This window comes from Tolypothrix bouteillei VB521301, assembly GCF_000760695.4.
GTDB classification, from domain to species: Bacteria; Cyanobacteriota; Cyanobacteriia; order Cyanobacteriales; family Nostocaceae; genus Scytonema; species Scytonema bouteillei_A.
This window is the reverse complement of record NZ_JHEG04000002.1, coordinates 342,641-358,971: the sequence shown is the minus strand read 5'-3', so window position 1 is coordinate 358,971 and position 16,331 is coordinate 342,641. Positions and strand designations below refer to the sequence as shown.

The 16,331-nt window shown below is 43.2% G+C and carries 14 protein-coding genes and 1 other RNA gene; 5 read left to right on the top strand and 10 right to left on the bottom strand.

Features of this window, described 5'->3' with window-relative positions; all coding sequences use genetic code 11:
• Window positions 1-694: 694 nt before the first annotated feature.
• Both HC643_RS40300 and HC643_RS40295 read left to right on the top strand, forming a co-directional pair.
• Window positions 695-1,297 (top strand): Crp/Fnr family transcriptional regulator, encoded by a 603-nt coding sequence (locus tag HC643_RS40300; RefSeq protein ID WP_237266111.1) that lies wholly within the window; start codon window positions 695-697, stop codon window positions 1,295-1,297.
• 75 nt (window positions 1,298-1,372) lie between these two features.
• Complete coding sequence (locus HC643_RS40295; protein ID WP_050046229.1) at window positions 1,373-2,572, top strand: alpha/beta fold hydrolase; 1,200 nt, start codon at window positions 1,373-1,375, stop codon at window positions 2,570-2,572.
• 478 nt (window positions 2,573-3,050) lie between these two features.
• On the opposite strand, the gene HC643_RS40290 is transcribed toward HC643_RS40295, so the two are convergent.
• On the bottom strand, window positions 3,051-3,695 hold the full coding sequence (locus HC643_RS40290) for a GNAT family N-acetyltransferase (protein ID WP_038092301.1): 645 nt from the start codon (window positions 3,693-3,695) through the stop codon (window positions 3,051-3,053).
• Between the two features lie 280 nt (window positions 3,696-3,975).
• On the opposite strand from HC643_RS40290, the gene HC643_RS40285 reads away from it, so the two are divergent.
• Window positions 3,976-4,137 carry a hypothetical protein gene (locus tag HC643_RS40285; RefSeq protein ID WP_153021512.1) on the top strand — a complete coding sequence of 54 codons (162 nt, stop codon included), beginning with the start codon at window positions 3,976-3,978 and terminating at the stop codon, window positions 4,135-4,137.
• A gap of 411 nt (window positions 4,138-4,548) precedes the next feature.
• On the opposite strand, the gene HC643_RS40280 is transcribed toward HC643_RS40285, so the two are convergent.
• Window positions 4,549-5,982, bottom strand: coding sequence for an RNA-guided endonuclease InsQ/TnpB family protein (locus HC643_RS40280; RefSeq protein ID WP_050046228.1), 1,434 nt, complete (start codon window positions 5,980-5,982; stop codon window positions 4,549-4,551).
• A 66-nt stretch (window positions 5,983-6,048) separates the two neighbouring features.
• On the opposite strand from HC643_RS40280, the gene tnpA reads away from it, so the two are divergent.
• Complete coding sequence (gene tnpA / locus HC643_RS40275) at window positions 6,049-6,513, top strand: IS200/IS605 family transposase (RefSeq protein ID WP_237266110.1); 465 nt, start codon at window positions 6,049-6,051, stop codon at window positions 6,511-6,513.
• Between the two features lie 1,045 nt (window positions 6,514-7,558).
• The gene (locus tag HC643_RS40270) at window positions 7,559-8,926 is read left to right on the top strand and encodes an IS4 family transposase (protein ID WP_038082873.1); all 1,368 of its coding nucleotides are present in this window, start codon (window positions 7,559-7,561) and stop codon (window positions 8,924-8,926) included.
• Window positions 8,927-10,155: 1,229 nt separating this feature from the next.
• Here HC643_RS40270 and ssrA read toward each other — a convergent pair.
• The 8 genes from ssrA to atpB form a co-directional block, all read right to left on the bottom strand.
• Window positions 10,156-10,540, bottom strand: a transfer-messenger RNA (tmRNA) gene (ssrA, locus tag HC643_RS40265).
• A 119-nt stretch (window positions 10,541-10,659) separates the two neighbouring features.
• Entirely contained in the window at window positions 10,660-11,607 is a 948-nt protein-coding gene (locus tag HC643_RS40260; RefSeq protein ID WP_038081644.1) for a F0F1 ATP synthase subunit gamma, read from the bottom strand.
• An 80-nt stretch (window positions 11,608-11,687) separates the two neighbouring features.
• Window positions 11,688-13,208 carry a F0F1 ATP synthase subunit alpha gene (gene atpA, locus HC643_RS40255; RefSeq protein WP_038081645.1) on the bottom strand — a complete coding sequence of 507 codons (1,521 nt, stop codon included), beginning with the start codon at window positions 13,206-13,208 and terminating at the stop codon, window positions 11,688-11,690.
• Window positions 13,209-13,321: 113 nt separating this feature from the next.
• Window positions 13,322-13,876 (bottom strand): ATP synthase F1 subunit delta, encoded by a 555-nt coding sequence (atpH, locus tag HC643_RS40250; protein WP_038081647.1) that lies wholly within the window; start codon window positions 13,874-13,876, stop codon window positions 13,322-13,324.
• Window positions 13,876-14,427 (bottom strand): F0F1 ATP synthase subunit B, encoded by a 552-nt coding sequence (locus tag HC643_RS40245; protein ID WP_038081649.1) that lies wholly within the window; start codon window positions 14,425-14,427, stop codon window positions 13,876-13,878. Before HC643_RS40245 ends, atpH begins: the two co-directional genes overlap by 1 nt.
• A gap of 132 nt (window positions 14,428-14,559) precedes the next feature.
• On the bottom strand, window positions 14,560-14,985 hold the full coding sequence (locus tag HC643_RS40240) for a F0F1 ATP synthase subunit B' (protein ID WP_038081650.1): 426 nt from the start codon (window positions 14,983-14,985) through the stop codon (window positions 14,560-14,562).
• A gap of 164 nt (window positions 14,986-15,149) precedes the next feature.
• Entirely contained in the window at window positions 15,150-15,395 is a 246-nt protein-coding gene (gene atpE / locus HC643_RS40235) for an ATP synthase F0 subunit C (protein ID WP_008233924.1), read from the bottom strand.
• 113 nt (window positions 15,396-15,508) lie between these two features.
• Window positions 15,509-16,267: a F0F1 ATP synthase subunit A gene (gene atpB / locus HC643_RS40230; RefSeq protein WP_038081653.1), complete on the bottom strand. Its 759-nt coding sequence runs from the start codon at window positions 16,265-16,267 to the stop codon at window positions 15,509-15,511.
• Window positions 16,268-16,331 lie beyond the last annotated feature (64 nt).

Sequence of the window (16,331 nt, the reverse complement as noted above, 5' to 3'; positions counted from 1 at the left end):
CAGTTGTAAAGTGCGTTGTTGACTAATATCAACAACGCACTTCATCCAACACTCAGTAGACCGAAAAGTTTTGCGATACGCCTCTGGTGTCTGCGCTCCGCGCAATCGCTAAAAAATAGTAGTTTACAGACCAATTTTTTGGAACAGAAAAATGTTGTCGAGACAATGCCAAAAAAACTCAAAGATCCAGTACAGCATGGCGTAAATAAGGTAACTATTAGTAATAGACAAAAAGCTTGCCGTTAGAGCTTTTGCGCTTTCTGCCCTCTGACGAGCGGACTTCTGCCTTTATGTACTAGTACAGGACGGCGGAAATAACTATACCATTAGGATTGAGAGAAAAAATTTAGTAATAAGCGTTTGCGCCTTCTGCCCTCTGCCTACGTACTTCTGCCTTTACGTACTAGTTACTTTTCTGCTTTAATTATGGTAAGGGAATTTTACTATCTCTTCGCCGAGTACGAGTTTGTACGATATTTACTATTTCTTGGAGCACGTCTGCAAGAATTTCTTTGCTTAGTTGTGTTTCTCGCTTTTCAGGTTCACAAGGGTACAATACAAAAAAGTTAGGTCAAGCAAAATAGAGCATATCTGTCAAAATGGAATTACAAACGGGCTGTTACGCAAATTAATAGCGCGGAGGCAAAGTGTTTGGATACTAAACTTTGGGATTCAAAATATAACTAAAAAGCGGATGATGCAACAACAATTTTATGACTTTATTTCTAAGCTTCTGCCCGAGCATGAGATTGAACTTGCTAAGGTCGATCGCTATCTTAAGACACGGGATCTCAACAAAGGAGATTATTTATTCGCGGCAGGAGAGATTTGCCAATTCATTGGTTTCATCATCAAGGGCTGTTTCCGCATCTTTATTCTTAAGGATGACAAGGAAATCACCTTTGACTTTTTTGTAGAGGATCAGCCGATCTGCGACTACGAAAGTTACTTCCGCAAACAGCCGACACAATTTTATTTTCAAGCGGTTGAAACCTCAAAGCTCCTGATTCTGAACGACGCTTGCCTCAATCTGCTGTTTGAGGAATCGCAAAACGGGCAACGACTTCAAAGGTTGGTGGTAGAAATACTCTTTTTCAGATTCCGTGATTCATTGCTGTCCCTTTACATGGACAAACCGGAGGAACGGTACCTTAAATTGCTTCAGACTAAGCCAGAGTTATTGCAGCGAATTCCACAATACTATCTGGCTTCCTACTTGAGACTTGAGCCAGAGTCTTTAAGTCGCTTGAAACGGCGTATCTCGTCGCGATCGCAAACCAAACTCAGTGCATCTTAACCCACGTCAATGACAAGCTATTATGCCATTTTATAAGGTTGAAGCATAGTCTTTAAACCAGCAAAGAAGGTCAATATGACAGATCAACCTCTCTCACGTCAACAACTCGTTCAAAAGGCGATCGCTCATGTTGGCTACTACGATCTGCATCCCGATATCAGCCTCAACTTTCAATTTAATCGTTGGGTTCAATGGCTTGGAGAAGCATCTGTTTTAGAAGATATGCAAACTGTTGCACCAAAGATCAAAACCTATGCAGACTTGCGACGCGAATTTTTGGCTCTTAGCGAGCAAGCCATTGACCGGGATCGCCCCTTACCGGCTGCCTACTACCTACGCACAGCTGAATTCTTTGTTTGGGCAGACGATCCCCAGAAGCGTCCCATGCGCCATCGCTTTATTCAAATGATGCGACAGTGCTATGGCATCACTGAGAACGAGCACTACCAAATTCCTTACCAAACAGGCTTTCTCCCAGCTTATCGCTTCACTGTGGAACAATCCAAAGCCACCCTTGTTCTCTTTGGAGGGTATGACAGCTATATTGAAGAGTTTTTTCCAATCGCTTTTTTCTTTGTTGAAGCCGGATACGAAGTTGTTATATTTGAAGGTCCGGGGCAAGGGGGTGCTTTAGAAGATGCAGGTCTAGCAATGGTTCCAAACTGGGAAGAGCCAGTTAAAATAGTGTTGGATTATTTTGGACTCAACGACATTATTCTTATGGGCATTTCTCTTGGTGGGGGACTGGTGATTCGAGCCGCAGCTTTTGAGCCAAGAATTCGCTATGTCGTTGCAGATGACATTTTTTGTGATTCCCTTGAAGTCCTTTTAAGATCGCTTCCTGTAACATTAACAGCGCAAGTTAAACAGTATTTAACTGAGCAGGCTGCCGAGGAGCTTAATACGTTGTTGAACAAACTTATGCCTCAAAGTCCCATTCTAGATTGGGGAATCCGACAGGGAATGCACGTAATGGGTACAACCACTCCCTACGAGTTTCTTCAAGCTACCCAAGCCTACAATACAATTGAGGTATCGAATCGCATTAGGGCAGATGTGTTATTGCTAGCAGGCAGTGAGGATCATTATGTCCCACTCCATCAGTTGTATCGACAAGCAGAAGCCTTAAGAAATGTGCGATCGCTCACTACGAGAGTTTTCACCAGCGCTGAACAGGCACAAAACCATGTTCATGTTGGCAATTTAGGCTTATCTCTTCGCTTTATTGCTAATTGGCTTGAGCGCATGATTCAGGAACAAAGCTTACTTCCTTAAATAGCAAGAACACCAGACAAGCAGCACAATGGCACTTTTGGTCTAAAGTTTTTATGTCGCTCGGTAAGGGGAACGCTATCGCACAGGTTAAACAGTTCTATTTCGTAGAGGTTTGTCGCATCAGCCTTCTAAAATGACCTGACCCCTCCAAGCCATAAATGCCAACTGTGGGTTCTGCTTCGCCGTGGTACATACAAGGAGCAGCGAAGGTCAGCAAATCACGTATGGCTGAATAGCGATAGCATAATGCTCCTGTTGGGTGAGGAATGTACCCGAATTTATAAGGATCTACCGTTATCGAATCAGCATTGCCTGGGGCTTGGAAATGCTTGGAAAAGTCTGTATGCCAGATGGGTGAATCCTTAGAGCGTTGTTCTCGAATTTCTTCGTAAAGAAGCTTGTCAATTTGCTGTCGCCGACACAGAAACTATGCCCAAGGGGTCAAGACTCCTAAATTCTTTTGTAGGAATGAAAAATTTCATAAAATTGAATGTGACATCAATATACAACTTGCAGAATCACTTATAGATGAAAATATTTTCTCTCCTTTAAACGTGTAGGAATCGTAAAATAAATTGACCTCTTCTCTAAAACCTAATTTCCGAAATATATGCTGAGATATGAGTCCACTAGCTTCAGTAATTGCTAAAGAAAAATTTTTTAACTTGGCAATTCTTAAATTGTTTTCAACTAAAGTACTGGCAATTTTCTGATTTTTATATTCTTCTTTAACTCCTAGTAAAAAAATATGCAATACCTGACCCAATTGCAAAGAGTTTTTCAATTTATAATTGAAATTTAATTCATGTAAAAAAGCTGTTATTGGTTCAAATTTATCGTTAATTTCATTAAGATTGGCAGGTTCTGTCATCAAATCTTTTGATATAGTAAAACCAACAACTTTTTCATTACAATCTGTGGCAACAATAGAAATTTCATCTTCAATAGCTTTTTGGCAATAAGGTTCAGCTAAAGTTTTAAACTCTTTATGGTTAATTTTCACAGTTCTAGTCATGGGTTCATATTTTGTAAATATTTGAGAACATAAATCAACAGTTTGTTCAAAATCACTGGGTTGAATAATTCGGAATTTTATTCCTTGCTTTTCATTTAAAATTTTCACTTATTTTATCTCTATACTATAATCAGCACATCTGGAAAAATACCACAAAAAATAGTTCTGAATCATTTTTCTTAATGAGACTTAAATAAAAGAAAAATGAGTTTAGCTAAAAATCGCACAATAAGTGTTTATTAACAAAGCAATTAAGTAGTCATGCAAAATTAATTACACATTTTTAAAACCTAAAATGAGCGTTTGATAAGCATTTCAGGCGATGTAAGTATGAAATTAATTTTGCCCAGGTACTTATCATAAATGATAAGTTAAGGTCATAAGTAAGTTGTCAATAAGCAATAGTCCTGAAGAATCTGCCAAAAATAAGATAGAAAACACGATTTTTCAAATGGCGATCGCCGCCATCCTCAGAGCTACATCTGCAAGGGTTTTCAGTCGTTTTTCTGATAACTTTCAAGAAACACGAGCCAAAAAGCCTGTAAAATAAGGCTTAGTCAAAAATTGCTCGTGTTTGTTTCATTTATAGGGGGTGGCAAACGCCGCCAGTGGGGCGCTCCTAAGACACACATTTTTTTCATTTTCTGAAAGCCTTGCTGTATCAGGGTTTTGAAGAAGGCAGCAATGCTATCGGGCAGAGGGCAGCTATGTACACTTACGCCCGTGGATTCAAACCCCAACCAATGGGGCGCACCGCAAGTGACGGTGGGGTTTTAGACCCTTGAACATTCGCTCACTCTCTGAGGGCGGAGCCAGTATTCCCTTCTGCCTCCAGCAAAGCTGCCCTCTGCCTTTCTTGATAAAATGTGCTTTTTAGGAGATGAAAGATAACTTTTTGTTGGGGAAACTTTGGTTGAGCGTACTCTGTTGAGTTCTCCCTCGGTTTAAAACACGAGGGATTCTACATGGATGTTACTCCGTGAGACGGCACTTGCTTCAAGTCGGCGGAGCCGCCCAACGCAGTGCCTCCTAAAGCTGCACTCCGTAACGTATTACGAAATGAATTTTTTAGATCGCAGAACAAATCATACCGATGCGGCAGACTCAAGGCTGCTCTACCCACCTTAACTAGAACAAGTCCTAGCTGTGTGGCTACTTTTCTCATGATGTTGGCTGCACCGTTGCAGTCACTATTAATTAAAAAACCTTTTTTGGTCTTGTAAGTACCGCGCTCAATTCTCTCACCTGATGCCTTCCATCCTTCGGGTTTTTCACCGTATTTCGGTAGTGAGTCACCATCAAGAAATGACGCTTTTGAAGTATACGCTTCTTCAGTAATTGTCAAAACAATTCCGTATTCTGGTACTAGTTGTTTAAGCCGTTCAATCAATCTACCTGTTGGAATTGGGACAAAGTTCTGATTGTTGCGTTTACCCATGTCAGAACCGATTTTTTGACCCTCATTCCAACCAATAATGAGATTTCCAACAGCATCAGCAAGGCATCGATTAATAATGAACCTTGCTGCTTTGTTGATGGCATCTCGCATCTGATTATTACGTTTGCGTTGAATTCTGTCGAGGTTAGCATCCCAGTAAAATTCTGATTTGCCTTGTTTACATTTGGCAACCAAACGACAATAACCTTGATTCATTGAACGTAGCTTTCTACCATCAATGATTAAGCTTTGTCCCAATGTTGAAACACCTGTTAGCCAATTATTACCACCGTGGTCAAAACTCCATGCTTGAGTGTAATCAAGGTTGGGATTAATTTCGACAATCTGCTTACCGTCATCAATCACCCAATCAATCCACAACTGACCGTAACAAGGACGCACTGTCACTTCCTTAACCCAATCTGAATCAATGAATTCTGGTAATGGTAAAGCAATTTCCGTTAACAAATGTGGTTTGGTTTCTCTGCTAATTGACGGATAAAAACAGCCATCTTTATAGGTCAGTGCTTGTCTTGGGAATGTGACTGCTGCAAGTCCACCGCTTTTTCTGTATTGTGGTAACGAAGGTCTGTCTACCTCGCCTCTGTAATAAGCGTTTACCAATCCGTTGTAACTAGTAATTGACTCACCCACAGATTTCAATGTTTGCTGTGCGGCTTGTGCGGCAAGGGCTTTGTAATGTGGATTGTCTTTAAAAATTTTATCCAGTTCGGGATAAGTGGTAAAGCATTTGTACGTTTTCCAGCCATGACGTAAATCATCACCACGCCAATAAGTTGTAAAAGCGTTACCCGATTCTTCTAGCCTTGCATAATGAGTTTGACGAACATGATAAAGAGCGCAATTAATCAAACTGTTAGCGTGCTGGCATTGGTCGAGCCAAAAAGCTTCTTCAATATCTGTAAACCTTGCTTTAACTGGTAAAGTTTTGTACAATTCGTCATCACCTCTTGTTGTTTATTATATTAGATACTACATAGTCTGGCAACTAAAATCAGGAAAATGGCAAAACTTTCAAAAGAAGCGCAAACTTGCGGTGGACGGGTTCCCCGGCATAAGCAAAGTTTGCAAGAAGACCACGACTACCGCAGAACGGAGAATTCTGTGTCGTCTATTAACTATCATTTCGTGTTTGTACCAAAACGAAGAAGACCCGTACTAGTCACTGATGTGGCAAGAAGACTCCAAGAAATTATTTTTGAACTAGTACAAGAACATAACTGGAGACTTATTGCATTAGAAATTCAACCCGACCACGTGCATATGTTTATCAATGCGCCTACAGATGAAGCCCCTTCACAAATTGCGAAATGGGTCAAAGGTCGTGCATCTCATCACCTAAGAAAGGAATTTCCAGAACTGAAAAAACTACCTGCTTTGTGGACACCGACCTACTTTGTAGCGTCAACGGGTCAAGTTAGTACAGAGGTAGTTAAAAAGTACATTGAAAATCAGCGTGGGAAATGAAGACAACAGGTTAAAACCTGTTGCGTCGCGCTTCATCCCCTGGTTAAAAACACCTATCCATTACCCGCATCTTTCTTAACAATCGCAAAACTCGGATGAAGAAAGGGTTTGAGGAGAAATACGGACTCTAGGGGTTGACAAAAATCAAATGATGTAGAGTAGGGGAGATGGAAGTGGTGGTCTGATGGCGGATGTGGATAGCCATGCTTGTTAAAGATCACTCGAGTGGCGAGGGAAAAATTTGTGGAAGGAATTGCGACAGAGAACCTTTCAGGGGCAGTGGATAAGCAAAGGAAAAGTCTACAATGGTGAAAATGTAAGGAGAATAAGTTCTAAAAATATTCGACAACAAATACTTGAGTAAAAAGAAGTTAGTGAGGTGCGAAAGTCATTTTTAGATGGGGTTTGCAGCAGGTTGTATGAGTACGGCAATCATCGCCAGAACACTACTGTTTCAAAAACGATAAAACAGGTATCAGATTCAATCTGTTGCAGAGCGGCGCGAGGGGGCTAAGCCGCCCCCTCAGGACTCCCCGGCGTGCCAGTTTCAAATGACCATACAAAAACTACTACTGATGCCTCAAAGGGTACAAATGGTCATCTTCAACTGGCTGAATCAAAAATCATGAATTCTGCCAGATTTTGAGCACTGAGCTTGAATGTCGTCAAGAAATTGAAAAGACTGCACTTCGAGCTAGCCCAAGACTGGCGCAACAGTTTCAACAGCGATTGTGACACAGAGGGTGTCCAATGGGAGTTGAAGATCTGTGCAGATAGTATAATTATGATGGAAAAAATCATTCAGACGCTCAGCAGTAACGGTGAATGAAGCAACAGATGCGGAGACTAGGGGACAGTCTGAGGCTGTGAGATCACAGATGAGGATCGAACCTCAACAAGCGTTGTCAACGCAAGAGAAATTGGCGGTATAAACCGCTTGGGGGCGAGACTCTGCGCTTTGGTTTGTCTCGACGCCCGGTGTCTGTTAGATCACCATGTAGAAAGAGGATATTGGCGAGTGCTTGAAAACAAGAGGTAAGTGTCAATGTATCAGTGGGCAGAAAAGGAACTCGAGAGTCTGGATTTGGGAGATAGAAGACGGGAAAAACGATTGAGAAAAATGGTGGAAGATTTAGCTTCTCAACCCGGAGAAAGTGTACCACAAGCGTGTGGAGATATAGCAGCAACAACAGCCGCGTATGATTTTTGGAAGTCGCCCTATTTCCAGCCAGATGATATTCGGCAAGCGCATCAAACGAGTACAATTAAAAGAATAGAATCACATCAAATCCTACTGGCAATTCAAGATACAACGAATATCGATTTAACACACCATCCTCAAACGACAGGTTTGGGATATCTGGACTGTGCAACAAGTTTTGGATTAAAAGTCCACTCCAGTTTGGTGGCTTCAATAGATGGAGTGCCATTAGGAATTATTCATCAACATGTGTGGACTAGAGAACTGGAAAATTTAGGCATATCTAAAAAACGGCATCAAAGAGAAACAGCAGAAAAAGAAAGTCAACGTTGGTTAGATACAGAACAAGCTATACATCAGTTAATTCCCCCAGAGAAAATTGTGGTGACGGTAGCGGATTCAGAGGCAGACATATTTGATTTATTCAATCAAGAACGAGCCCAAAATTTTCATTTATTGATTCGTGGAACTCACAACCGAAAAGTAGACCACAATGCCAAGTATTTACATGAAGCCATCAATGCAACACCTGCACGTGGGGAGCTGAAGGTGGAGGTGAACCGCTCACCACAACAGCATTGGAGAATCGCCCATCTCACTATTCGATTTGCCACATTGGACATAGCAGTGCCATCGAATCATATCAGAAGAAAGCAGCTAAATCCTGTGAAGTTACAAGTGATTTTAGCCAGAGAAGAGAATCCTCCAGAAGGCGTTAGTCCCATTAGTTGGTTATTATTAACGAGTCTTGAGATTAAGAGTTTAGAAGATGCGGCCCGGTGTGTGCGTTGGTATACGTATCGATGGTTAATTGAACGCTACCACTATGCATTAAAGAGTGGCTGTGGAATCGAAAAATTACAGTTAGAAACTGGGCGTCGCATCCACATGGCACTAGCAACTTATTCAATTGTGGCATGGCGTTTACTCTGGTTAACTTATGAAGCGCGAATGCACCCACAGACTCCGTGCGATACAGTTTTAGAAACCCATGAATGGCAATCATTATGTGTGACTATTTCGCAAAATCCTCATCCTCCACAAACACCACCCTCTCTTAATGAAGCTGTGAGAATGATTGCTAAACTGGGAGGTTTTTTAGGACGAACTCGTGACGGAGAACCGGGTTTAAAGACAATTTGGCGTGGTTTAAAAAGATTACATGATATTGCTGCTACCTGGAAATTACTGAAAAACCATTGTGCTACTTAACAATTAAGATTTTTGACGGTAGCAGGCAGAGAACAGAGGGCATCTATCTTCTGTTTATCCCTGCTATCAATACAGTTGAAGAAATGCCAAAAATCCGGGTGGCAACTGTTAACGGACTTCAAACTTCATCCCATTTTTCTGATTCTTCCATCTGCGGTGTGCTTTTCCCTTGCGTGCCATTTGGGTCTTAAACCCTTGAACATTCGCTCACTCTATGTTGGTCACGAGCAAGTATTCTCCAATGAACAGAGCAAAGCGATGCTGCATCTACTAGCTTCTTTCAGCACTTCAGGCTAACACCTGAAGTGCTATCAACAACAAAATTCCACAAGTTTTGCCAATCTCGCAGAATTCATGATTTTTGATTCAGCCAGTTGAAGATGACCATTTGTACCCTTTGAGGCATCAGTAGTAGTTTTTGTATGGTCATTTGAAACTGGCACGCCGGGGAGTCCTGAGGGGGCGGCTTAGCCCCCTCGCGCCGCTCTGCAACAGATTGAATCTGATACCTGTTTTATCGTTTTTGAAACAGTAGTGTTCTGGCGATGATTGCCGTACTCATACAACCTGCTGCAAACCCCATCTAAAAATGACTTTCGCACCTCACTAACTTCTTTTTACTCAAGTATTTGTTGTCGAATATTTTTAGAACTTATTCTCCTTACATTTTCACCATTGTAGACTTTTCCTTTGCTTATCCACTGCCCCTGAAAGGTTCTCTGTCGCAATTCCTTCCACAAATTTTTCCCTCGCCACTCGAGTGATCTTTAACAAGCATGGCTATCCACATCCGCCATCAGACCACCACTTCCATCTCCCCTACTCTACATCATTTGATTTTTGTCAACCCCTAGAGTCCGTATTTCTCCTCAAACCCTTTCTTCATCCGAGTTTTGCGATTGTTAAGAAAGATGCGGGTAATGGATAGGGTTAAAAACACAGGGGTTCTCGCGCTCCCACTATTTCTTGATAGCTAATAAAGATACACCCTTTGAGCGCGTTGCTTGCTATAGAGGTAGAGAGTGCAATGTCTGCACTGAAGGGTCTAGCATATTCCATTTCAAAGTTTACAGGTCGGAGATTAATTGGTGAGCAGTACTTTATAATTTGCGTTTGTTCTGTATGGTTTACAAACAGGTTTTTGACAAGTAATAACTGCGTTTGAACCAGTCACACAAAACAAAATCCGCCGATACATAAAAGTATACGACGGATTTCTATTTATCACTTAGTGGATCCGAGCAGAGTCGAACTGCTGTCCGCAATGGGTATTGACTCCCCACTCATTCACAGGCTTAGCCCTTTTTACCCTTAGGGCGGGGAACGTTCTTTATCCCGAACGGTAGGATGCTCTGGTTGAGTCTTAGCCAACAGTTAACCAGAGGAATGCTGTTAGCGCATCCGTTGGGGTTTGCCTCTAGCCTTTAACGGAGTCAGACCAGAAGCGCTCGAACCAGTTAGAGGTTATTAGGCAGCTACAGTAGCGTGCTTACGAGCAAAAGGTACGATGTTGTTTGCATCTATTTTTTTGAGCCTTGATTTTCGAGAGGAGACTCACTCTCGACCTGAATCATAGAGCAGCTTTCGCCACCACGTCGAAACCGTTACGGACCCATGTCCTTCACAGATTCCATTGTAGTACATACATTATAAAATGTGTTAAAAAAATTTGAGATTTTAGATTTGAGATTTGAGATTCAACCCAAAATCTAAATCCAAAATCCACCCACACTTTACTTGAGCGCTTCTGCACCACTCACCACTTCAAGAATTTGATCGGTAATTGAGGCTTGGCGTGCTTTGTTGTATGAACGGGTGAGAGTATTGATGAGTTCTTTTGCATTGTCGCTAGCGCTACTCATTGCTGTCATCCGTGCTGCTAGTTCGCTTGCAGCAGATTCTTGTAATGCTCTGAGTAACTGGTTGCTCAGATATAGAGGGAGCAGAGAATCAAGAATTTGTACGGGGTCTTGCTCAAAAATCATGTCACGGGGTAAAGTCCGTGTTGGGGTAGCAACTCTCGAGCGTTCTACCTCAAACTGACCGCCACGAGTTGTTAAGCGGAAAATTTCATCATCCTGTGCTTCTAAACCTTGTGGGTCTAGAGGAAGCAGAGTTTGTACGACGGGACGGGAACTGACCAAAGAGACGAACTTGGTGTATACCAACTCAATTCGGTCTACTTTTTCAGACAGGAACAAAGAGAGGAGTTCGTCAGAAATCTTTGTTGCTTCTGCTGCAGTCGGAATTTGCTCTAGACCAGTGTAGCTCGCATCAATGGGTTGATCTCGGCGTTGGAAGTACTGAGATGCTTTGCGTCCTACAATCACAAACGTGTAGTCAAGACCTTCTGCTTTGATTTCTTTAGCGCGGTTTTCAGCACGCTTGATAATGTTGTTGTTGTAACCGCCGCACAATCCCCGATCGCCTGAAATCACGAGCAACCCTACTGACCGCACGTCTCTTTTCCGCAGTAGGGGTAGGTCTGCATCTTCAAACCGCAAGCGGGTTTGCAAACCGTACAGGACTTGAGCCAAGCGGTCTGCAAAGGGGCGGGTTGCAATCACCTGTTCTTGAGCGCGACGTACCCTAGCAGCAGCCACGAGCCGCATGGCTTCTGTAATTTTCTTGGTATTTTTGACCGATTGAATGCGATCGCGTATTGCTTTTAGATTTGGCATATTCTTTTTCCCAGTAAATAGCTAATGGCTAATAGCTAATGGCTGTTCAACAATTAGCTATCAGCAATTAGCACTCTTTCCTACGCTGTTGCTAAGAAGGTCTTCTTGAATTCGGTGATTGCTTCCTTGAGGGCTTTTTCCTCATCATCACCTAGAACTTTCTTTGCTTTCACACTGTCTGTATACTGAGGCTTTGCTGTCTTCAAATATTCTCGCAAACCTTTAGTGAAAGCAGTCACTTTGGCAACAGGTACGTCATCCAAGTAACCGTTAATACCAGCGTAAAGAATAGCCACTTGCTCGTAAACTGATAGGGGAGAGTTTTGTGGCTGTTTCAGAAGTTCCCGCAAGCGAGCACCTCTTGCTAGCTGGTCTTGAGTGGCTTTATCTAAGTCAGAAGCGAATTGTGCGAAAGCTTGCAATTCGTCAAACTGAGCTAATTCCAACTTCAACTTACCAGCAACTTTTTTCATTGCCTTAGTTTGAGCCGCCGAACCCACCCGAGATACGGAAATACCGGGGTTAATCGCCGGACGAATACCGGCGTTAAACAAGTCAGAAGACAAGAAAATCTGACCGTCGGTGATGGAAATCACGTTGGTGGGGATGTACGCGGATACGTCACCTGCTTGGGTTTCGATGATGGGTAGAGCAGTCATGCTACCTGCACCGAGTTCATCGTTGAGCTTAGCCGCCCGTTCCAACAAGCGGGAGTGAATGTAGAAAACGTCTCCGGGGTAAGCTTCCCGTCCGGGTGGACGACGCAGCAGCAGGGACATTTGGCGATACGCTTGAGCCTGCTTGGAAAGGTCATCATAAATAACCAAGGTTGCTTTCCCATTGTACATAAAGTACTCAGCAAGGGTAGCACCCGTGTAAGGAGCTAAATATTGCAGGGTAGCTGCGTCACTGGCATTAGCGGCGACAACGATTGTGTAGTCCAACGCGCCTCTGTCCTGTAGTGTTTGTACCACGTTCGCTACAGTAGAAGCCTTTTGACCGATCGCAACGTATACGCAAATCACGTCCTCTTCTTTTTGGTTGAGGATGGTGTCAATTGCAATGGCAGTTTTTCCAGTTTGACGGTCACCAATAATCAATTCCCGCTGACCGCGACCAACAGGAATCATGGCGTCAATAGCTGTGATTCCCGTTTGCATGGGTTCGTGTACGGAACGACGAGCCACAATTCCCGGTGCTGGTGATTCAATCAAACGGGTTTCTGTAGTTCTGATTTCCCCTTTGCCATCAATTGGACGACCGAGAGAGTCTACAACTCGTCCAATCATTGCATCTCCCACGGGGATTTGAGCAATTCTGCCAGTTGCAGTTACAGAGCTACCTTCTTGAATTTGACGACCATCACCGATCAGCACCGCACCCACGTTGTCTTCTTCCAAGTTTTGGGCGATGCCAACAGTACCGTCTTCAAACTCCAGTAGTTCGCTTGCCATCACTTTGTCAAGACCGTAGATGCGGGCAATACCGTCACCCACTTGTAGAACGGTACCAACATTCTGTACCTTGACTTGTTGGTCGTATTGTTCTATCTGTTGCTGAATAATGTTGCTGATTTCGTCTGGTCTGATGCTAATTGCCATTTGTCTATCTTCTTTGTTGAGGAATTATGAATTATGAATTATGAATTATGAATTATGAATTATGAATTTTATAAATTATTTTCATAATTCATCAATTCACCATTCATAATTTTTCAGGCGCTAGTTAGGCGTAATGATAGGCGGCGCAGCTGACCCCTTATACTAGCGTCAATCACTTGAGATCCTACTCTAATGATGACACCACCAATCAGATCGCGATCGATTTTTGTATCCAATTCCACTTCCCGAGCATTCGTCAACGCAATGACTTTTTCTCTGACAGATTGTTGCTGTGCTTCGGAAAGGGGAACTGCAGAAACAACTTCCGCAAGAACAGTTTGTTTGAGTTGCCGCAAAAGCGCTAGATATTGCTGACAAATGGGTTCGAGCAATGCAATCCGCCTTCTATCTACCAGCAGCAGCAAAAAATTCCGGAAGTAAGTATCAGCACCATCTCCAAGGATACGGGTGATGACAGATTTTTTGTCTTCGAGCTTCACAAACGGGTTAATAAGGAAGTTTCGCAACTCTTCACTTCCCGAAAGCAAACCCAGTAACGAACGGATATCCTCGCCGAAACGATCTGTCAGGTTTCTTGCTTGAGCTAGTGACATCAACGCTTCGGCATAGGGAGTGGCTATTTCGGATGTTGCTACATTGCTTGCCATCAGCGTCCTCCAAGTAGCGCTATGCTGCGATCGATTAATCTATGTTGAGTATCCTCGGCAATTCCAGTCTGTAGTTGCGACTCGACTCTTTGTAATGCCAAAGCGACGACTCTCGCTCTTACTTCTGCGATCGCTTTTTCTCTTTCGGTGTCTAAATCCCTAGATGCCGTTTCTTTCAAGCGTTGCACGTCCTTAGCTGCCTCTGCCAGAATTGCTTCACGAGATGCGCGAGCACTTTCTTCAGACGCTTTGACAATTCGCTGTGCCTCTGCTTGCGCCTGAGTCAGCCTTTGCTGAGCCTCAAAGAGGGCGCTCGCTGCCTCCTTTGCACGCGCTTCTGCTTCCTGAATTGTCGCTTCAATATTTGAGCGCCGTTCGTTCAGGGTATTGCTTAAAACATTGCGCCCAAAGTAGAATAAGACGCCAATGAGAATCGCTAGGTTGATGATGTTGGTTTCTAAAATGTCTGTATTTAGACCGAAACCGCCTTCTGGTTCTGCTCCTGCGACTGCCTCAGTGGCTAAAAATAAAACAGTCCCTATGATACCCATTTACAACTGCGCTGCTCCCTTGCTAGTTACGTTGAATTTTCCCCAAGGGAAAAAGTGTCAAATTGACACTCGAATGAAGCGCTGACCGGAGCAACGCCCCGTTGCGCGTAAGCTTACATGGAACCGCTCTATCTAATAAGTTGGTTCCAGTAGTTTGTCTAGAATTTGCCTACTGAGGGCATCGACCTGTTGCTCTAATGAACGAAAAGCCTCTTGTTTTTGCTGGTCTATTTCTTGAGCTGCCTTTTCTCGCTGAGCTTGGGCTTCTTTTTGCGCCTCGGCTACTTTTTCGGCAGTTATCTTTTGTGCTTCAGCCTGAGCTTGTGCTACCACAGCTTGTGCTTGTCTGCGAGCGTCTGCTAACTGCTGCTCGTAGTCTTTAGTCAAGCGCTCGGCTTTAGCCAAACGTTCTTTAGCTTCAAGATTGTTCGTCCGGATGTAATTTTCCCGATCGTCCAGCGCTTTGGTCAATGGCTTGTAGAAAATGACGTTCAATAAAGCTGCCAACAGCAGGAACTGCAATGCCATTACCGGCAAAGTAGCATCGAAATCAAACATTTCTCTCCTTATTCGGCTCGAACCGCTGTTTTAGTGGCATCTACAATCATCTAACCTTTCATTTTGGAGATCCTATCGCTATCAAGGATCGATTGACTTTTCTAGAATCTGTCAGTTGTAAGGACTTGAAGCATCGCGTCTTTACAACTGACAAGTTTTAAGTCTTAGGAAAATGGGTTAGCGAACAATAGTACTAGAGCAATTACCAGACCGTAAATGGTCAGGGATTCCATGAACGCTAGGGTCAATAGCAAAGTTCCGCGAATTTTTCCTTCAGCTTCTGGCTGACGGGCAATACCTTCTACTGCTTGACCTGCAGCATTTCCTTGACCAATACCAGGTCCAATCGCAGCCAAACCAATCGCCAAAGCAGCAGCTAGAACTGAAGCAGCAGAAACTAATGGATCCATCTTGATTTCCTTACCTTTACTACAAAATGAGTGGTTTTTGATTTGAGAGATTCTTAGATTTTAGATTGTGACTCGAATTTAACATTCAAACACCTAAAATCTGATTGAGAAGGTCAATGATGACCTTCATGTTCTTCTTCACCGTGTCCCTCTAACGCCTCGTGTATGTACGCCGCAGCTAGGGTGGCAAACACCAGGGCTTGAATGGCACTGGTGAATAACCCCAAAGCCATGACTGGCAGAGGTACGAACAGAGGAACTAGGAGAACCAACACAGCCACAACTAACTCATCCGCCAAAATGTTACCAAATAGTCGGAAGCTTAGGGATAGGGGCTTGGTGAAATCTTCAAGAATCGCGATCGGTAATAAGATCGGCGTCGGTTCTATATACTTTTTGAAGTAACCCAAACCGCGCTTGCTAAAACCCGCGTAAAAGTAAGCTAACGAAGTCAGTAACGCCAGTGCTACTGTCGTGTTGATATCATTGGTCGGAGCAGCCAACTCTCCCGACGGTAACTTAAGAACCTTCCAAGGAACCAGAGCGCCCGACCAATTCGATACGAAGATAAACAGAAACAGCGTGCCGATAAATGGCACCCAGGGGCGGTACTCTTTCTCACCAATTTGATTTTTTGTCAGATCTCGAATGAACTCCAGGGCATATTCCATGAGGTTCTGTATGCCGCTTGGAATTTTTTGGATGCTGCGAGTAGCTGCTAGTGAAGCTATTACTAAAATAGCAATTACAAACCAAGAGGTGAGAAAAACTTGCCCGTGCAGTTTCAGGTTACCCAATTGCCAGTAGAAGTGATGACCCACTTCCAATGAGGCAAGAGGAAAAGAATAGAAAACGTTCAGAAAATTTACCATTTTCTTTCCATGTCGTTCGACTCTCCAATCTTAACTGGAGATAAACAGGCAAGCGATAAGCGAT